The organism is Trinickia sp., from assembly GCF_057351765.1.
On record NZ_JBMRBK010000093.1, the window covers coordinates 1 to 5,238 of the forward strand.

Genomic DNA, 5,238 nt, shown 5'->3' on the forward strand with positions numbered 1-5,238 from the left:
CTTCGTGGGGCTGGCCACCAGAAGGGCCGATCGCCGCGTCATGCTCCTTGTGAATACGTCGAGTATTCCCTTCGTCCCATTCCTTGCGCTCGGCCCTTCTGGTGGCCAGCGCAAGCCTGTAATTAGCGTGAACAGGCCCTAAGACAGACGGCTCAGCGCGACGATTGGCGGCGTGCTACGATTTGCTGCGCGCCAATGCTTGACATGTGCCTTCGCGGTCTCAGCGGCGCGTCTTTATGCGCCGTTTCGACGACGCGCGAGCCGTTCAGCATGCCGATTCAATACCTCCGCGGGTTCACCATGCCCGAGCGTACCGACGAAGCCAATCGTCGGCTCGGGCGCTCGCTCGCGTTCGTCGCAGGCGCCGCCAATGCGGGCGGCTTTCTTGCCGTGGGGCAGTACACGTCGCATATGTCGGGGATCGCCTCCACGTTTGCCGACTCTCTGGCGCTTGGCAGCATCGAGACGGCGGTGACCTGCGTGGCGTCTTTGCTCTCGTTCCTTTGCGGCGCGGCGACTTCGGCCATCTTGATCAACTGGGGCCGCAGACGTGCGCTGACCAGTCTCTACGCCATGCCGCTAATGCTCGAAGCTGTGCTACTGCTTTGCTTCGGGCTGCTCGGCTCGCACCTCGAGGGCCATCGGGTGCTGTTCGTGCCGGCTACCGTGGCGCTGCTGTGCTTCGTGATGGGGCTGCAAAACGCGATGATCACGAAGATTTCGAAAGCGGAGATTCGTACCACCCATGTGACGGGGCTCGTCACCGATCTCGGCATTGAACTCGGCAAGCTCTTTTACTGGAATGCGTCGCGCGGCGACGAGGCGCCCGACCCGCTGTTCGTGCGCGGTGATCGGCAGAAGCTGGTGCTCCTGGCCTCATTGCTGGCCGCGTTCATTTGCGGCGGGCTCGCGGGCGCGATCGGCTTCAAGCATCTCGGCTTCGTATCGACGGTGCCCCTCGCAACGGTTCTACTCGCGCTCGCCGCAGTGCCGTTGGTGGACGACATGCTGGGGCCGCGGGGCTAAGCCGCCTTGGCCTATTCGCTCCGTTAGCCCAACGGAGCCACTTTCCCTCGACCAAGATCCTTTCGCATTTCGGCGAAAGGCGATTTCACGTCCCGCTTTCCTCAGTACGCCCTCTCCCGCACTGCAACATCGAAACCGCTTCCTCACGCTTGACAGCCCCGAGCGCGTATCCGATCATTCGATCACCAAACGAGCAAATGCTCTGTCGTTGAGCGATAGCTCACCGGCAAAGAAAACGGGTCACTTCATTACCCAATCGGAGACGTTTCGTGAAATTGCGCGAAAAAGTGGCAATCGTGACGGGCGCCGCGAGCGGAATCGGTGAGGCCGTGGCTGAGCGGTATGTGAGCGAGGGCGCTCGCTGTATGCTGGTCGACGTCAAATCCGCCGATGCCATATCCTCGCTCGTCGAACGGCACCCCGATCACGTCCATGCTGTCACCGCCGACATCACGCGCCGCGAGGACATCGAACGCATCGTGGCCGGCACCGTCGAGCGCTTCGGCGGCATCGACATCCTGTTCAACAACGCGGCCATCTTCGATATGCGCCCGCTGCTCGACGAATCCTGGGACATCTTCGACAAACTGTTCTCCGTCAACGTGAAGGGCATGTTCTTCATGATGCAAGCGGTGGCCCGGCGCATGGTCGAGCAGGGCCGGGGCGGCAAGATCATCAACATGTCCTCGCAGGCAGGCCGCCGCGGCGAAGCGCTCGTTTCACATTACTGCGCCACGAAGGCCGCCGTCCTCAGCTACACGCAATCGGCTGCCCTGGCTCTCGCGCCCCATAAGATCAACGTGAACGGCATTGCCCCGGGCGTCATCGACACCCCGATGTGGAAAGACGTCGACGCCTTGTTCGCCCGCTACGAAAACCGGCCGCTCGGCGAGAAAAAACGCCTCGTGGGCGAAGCCGTGCCGCTCGGGCGCATGGGTGTACCCGCCGATCTCACGGGCGCCGCGCTTTTTCTGGCCTCGGCCGATGCCGACTACATCACTGCGCAAACACTCAATGTCGATGGCGGCAACTGGATGAGCTAGACCTTTGCCGCATGCGCGCCTACAACAAAGGCTGACGGATGCGGCGTGAGCCCGAGCAGTTCCCTACAACGTACAAGACTAGGAGACACACGATGCAATCTGAATTCGGTACCGCCCGCCGTTTCGCGTACAAGGCGTTGGGCGCCGCTGTGCTGGCTTGCGCGGCGGGAGGCGCCGCCAGCGCCGCATCGGCTGCGACCGTCACGATCGCTGTCGTGAACAATCCCGACATGCTCGAGATGAAAAAGCTCTCGGCGGAGTTCGAAAAGGCCAATCCGGATATCAAGCTCAATTGGGTCGTGCTCGAGGAGAACGTGCTGCGCCAACGCGCCACGACCGATATCACGACGGGCAGCGGCCAGTTCGACGTCATGATGATCGGCGCCTACGAGGCTCCGCAGTGGGGCAAGCGCGGCTGGCTCTCGCCGATGACGAATCTGCCCGCCGACTACGACTTGAACGATGTCCTCAAACCCGTGCGCGACAGCCTCTCGTCCGGCGGTACCCTCTACGCGCTGCCGTTTTACGCGGAAAGCTCGATGACGTTCTACCGCAAGGATTTGTTCGCGGCGAAGGGCCTGACCATGCCGCCGAATCCGACCTACGATCAGATCGCGCAATTTGCCGACAAGCTGACGGACAAGTCGGCCGGCATCTACGGCATCTGCTTGCGCGGCAAGGCGGGTTGGGGCGAAAACATGGCCTACCTGACGACGCGTGTCAATGCTTACGGCGGGCGCTGGTTCGACGAGAAATGGCACGCACAGTTGACCACGCCCGAATGGAAAAAGGCCGTCAGCACCTATGTCGATCTGATGAAAAAGGATGGCCCCCCGGGCGCCAGCTCGAACGGCTTCAACGAAAACCTGACGCTGATGTCCTCGGGCAAGTGCGCGATGTGGATCGACGCGACGGTGGCTGCCGGCATGCTCTATAACAAGCAGCAGTCGCAGGTGGCCGACAAGATCGGCTTCGCCGCGGCGCCGACGGAAGTCACGGCGAACGGCTCGCATTGGCTGTGGGCCTGGGCACTCGCCATTCCGAAGACGTCCAAGCAGCAGGATGCCGCGAAGAAGTTCATCGGTTGGGCGACGGGCAAGCCGTATATCGAACTCGTGGCGAAGGACGAAGGCTGGGCTTCCGTGCCGCCCGGCACGCGCCAATCGACGTATGCGCGCGCCGAGTACAAGCAGGCGGCGCCGTTCTCGGACTTCGTGCTGAAGGCGATCGAGACGGCCGACCCGAATCACCCGACGTTGAAGCCCGTTCCCTACACCGGCGTGCAGTTCGTCGGCATTCCTGAGTTTCAATCGTTCGGTACGGTGGTCGGGCAGAGCGTCTCGGGCGCGCTCGCGGGCCAGATGTCCGTCGATCAGGCGCTTGCGGCCGGTAACGCGGCGGCCGATCGCGCGGTGCGGCAAGCGGGCTATCAAAAGTAACCGGCAAGACGCACCCGCGGTAGCGGGACCCGAAACGCGGTAATCGATCGGACGATGCGTGCGATACGTGCAATACGCATCGTCGGGTCCCGTGCCGTCCGCCCGGCACGCCGTGCAAGACGCGCCGGGCCGATGTAACGAGGTGACGGAAGATCAGGAGGCCTTAACGATGCGACATCTTCACCTTCCCATGGCGCATGCGGAGAACGAGGCCGCCGTGCCGAGTCCCGAGCGGCGCGCATTGCCGACACGCTGGCTCGCGATGCCTTCTGTCGCGGTCCTCGTGCTCTGGATGACGATTCCGCTCGCGATGACGATCTGGTACTCGTTCTCGCGCTACAACCTGCTCAATCCCGATGCCACCGGCTTTGCCGGCCTCGACAATTACCGCTATCTGATCACCGACCCTGCGTTCATGCCCTCGATCGTGCACACGCTCGAGCTGATCGGGTCGGTGCTCGGTATTACGGTCGTCGGCGGTGTGTTGATGGCGGTACTCTTCGATCGAAAATTCATCGGCCAGGGTATTGCACGCCTGTTCGCGATCGCGCCGTTCTTCGTCATGCCCACGGTCAGCGCGCTCATCTGGAAGAACATGATGCTGCATCCGGTCTACGGCATCATGGCCGACCTGATGCGCGCTTTCGGCATGCAGCCCGTCGATTGGCTGGCCGACTACCCGCTGTTCTCGATCATCGTGATCGTCGCCTGGCAATGGCTGCCATTCGCGTTTCTGATTTTATTCACGGCGATCCAATCGCTCGACGAAGAGCAAAAAGAAGCGGCGCGCATCGACGGCGCCGGCCCCATCGCGATGTTCTTCTTCATCACGCTGCCGCACCTGCGGCGTGCCATTGCGGTGGTCGTCATGATGGAGACGATTTTCCTGCTGTCGATCTTCGCGGAGATCTACACGACGACCTCGGGCGGCCCGGGCAATGCGACGACGATCCTGTCGTATCTCATCTATGCGCTCGGTCTGCAGCAGTTCGATGTCGGCCTCGCGTCGGCGGGCGGCATTCTCGCCGTCGTGCTCGCGAATGTCGTCGCGTTCTTTCTCGTGCGCATGCTCGCGAAAAACCTCAAAGGGGAGTACGACAAATGAGCCATCCGACGCTGCCTGCCGCCCGCACGGGCTGGCCATTGCCGTCGCTCGCCGCGCTCAAGCGCGCGATACCGGGCACATTCGCGTGGCTGATCGCGCTCGCGCTGTTCTTTCCGATCTTCTGGATGACGATCACCGCATTCAAGACGGAGCGCGACGCCTATGCCTCTTCGCTCATCTTTTCGCCGACGTTCGACAGTTTCAGGGAGGTTTTTGCCCGCAGCGATTACTTTGCTTTCGCGCGCAACTCGATTCTGATCTCGGCCGGCGTTACGCTGCTGTGCCTCGCGTTCGCGGTGCCGGCCGCCTACACGATGGCGTTTTTTCCAACGCGGCGCACGCAAAAGCTGCTGTTGTGGATGCTCTCGACGAAGATGATGCCGTCCGTCGGCGTACTCGTGCCGATCTACCTGCTCTGGAAGAACATGGGACTGCTCGATACGGTCTGGGGCCTCGTCATCGTCTATTCGCTGATGAACCTGCCTATCGCGGTCTGGATGGCGTTCACGTACTTCAACGAAATTCCGCGCGACATTCTCGAAGCAGGCCGCATCGACGGCGCGTCGACCTGGCAGGAAATCGTCTATCTGCTCACGCCGATGGCGCTGCCGGGGCTCGCGTCCAC

At 62.2% G+C, this 5,238-nt stretch carries 5 protein-coding genes; all 5 read left to right on the forward strand.

Translation table 11 applies throughout. From position 1 onward, the window contains the following. The first annotated feature begins 270 nt into the window (after positions 1-270). Complete coding sequence (locus ACO1XS_RS25400; protein ID WP_331568099.1) at positions 271-1,026, forward strand: YoaK family protein; 756 nt, start codon at positions 271-273, stop codon at positions 1,024-1,026. Between the two features lie 269 nt (positions 1,027-1,295). Then, the gene (locus ACO1XS_RS25405; RefSeq protein ID WP_331568098.1) at positions 1,296-2,069 is read left to right on the forward strand and encodes an L-iditol 2-dehydrogenase; all 774 of its coding nucleotides are present in this window, start codon (positions 1,296-1,298) and stop codon (positions 2,067-2,069) included. Between the two features lie 92 nt (positions 2,070-2,161). Continuing rightward, the gene (locus ACO1XS_RS25410; protein WP_331568097.1) at positions 2,162-3,508 is read left to right on the forward strand and encodes an ABC transporter substrate-binding protein; all 1,347 of its coding nucleotides are present in this window, start codon (positions 2,162-2,164) and stop codon (positions 3,506-3,508) included. Positions 3,509-3,677: 169 nt separating this feature from the next. Further along, positions 3,678-4,613, forward strand: a complete 936-nt coding sequence (locus ACO1XS_RS25415; protein WP_331568096.1) for a carbohydrate ABC transporter permease — start codon at positions 3,678-3,680, stop codon at positions 4,611-4,613. Next, on the forward strand, positions 4,610-5,238 hold a 629-nt coding region (locus ACO1XS_RS25420; RefSeq protein ID WP_486391988.1), incomplete at its 3' end, for a carbohydrate ABC transporter permease. The genes ACO1XS_RS25415 and ACO1XS_RS25420, both read left to right, overlap by 4 nt.

What these genes read in the sequence shown, in the direction of transcription:
- ACO1XS_RS25400 (WP_331568099.1), top strand. Translation starts at nt 271, where the DNA reads ATGCCGATTCAATACCTCCGCGGGTTCACCATGCCCGAGCGTACCGAC.
- ACO1XS_RS25410 (WP_331568097.1), top strand. Translation starts at nt 2,162, where the DNA reads ATGCAATCTGAATTCGGTACCGCCCGCCGTTTCGCGTACAAGGCGTTG.
- ACO1XS_RS25415 (WP_331568096.1), top strand. Translation starts at nt 3,678, where the DNA reads ATGCGACATCTTCACCTTCCCATGGCGCATGCGGAGAACGAGGCCGCC.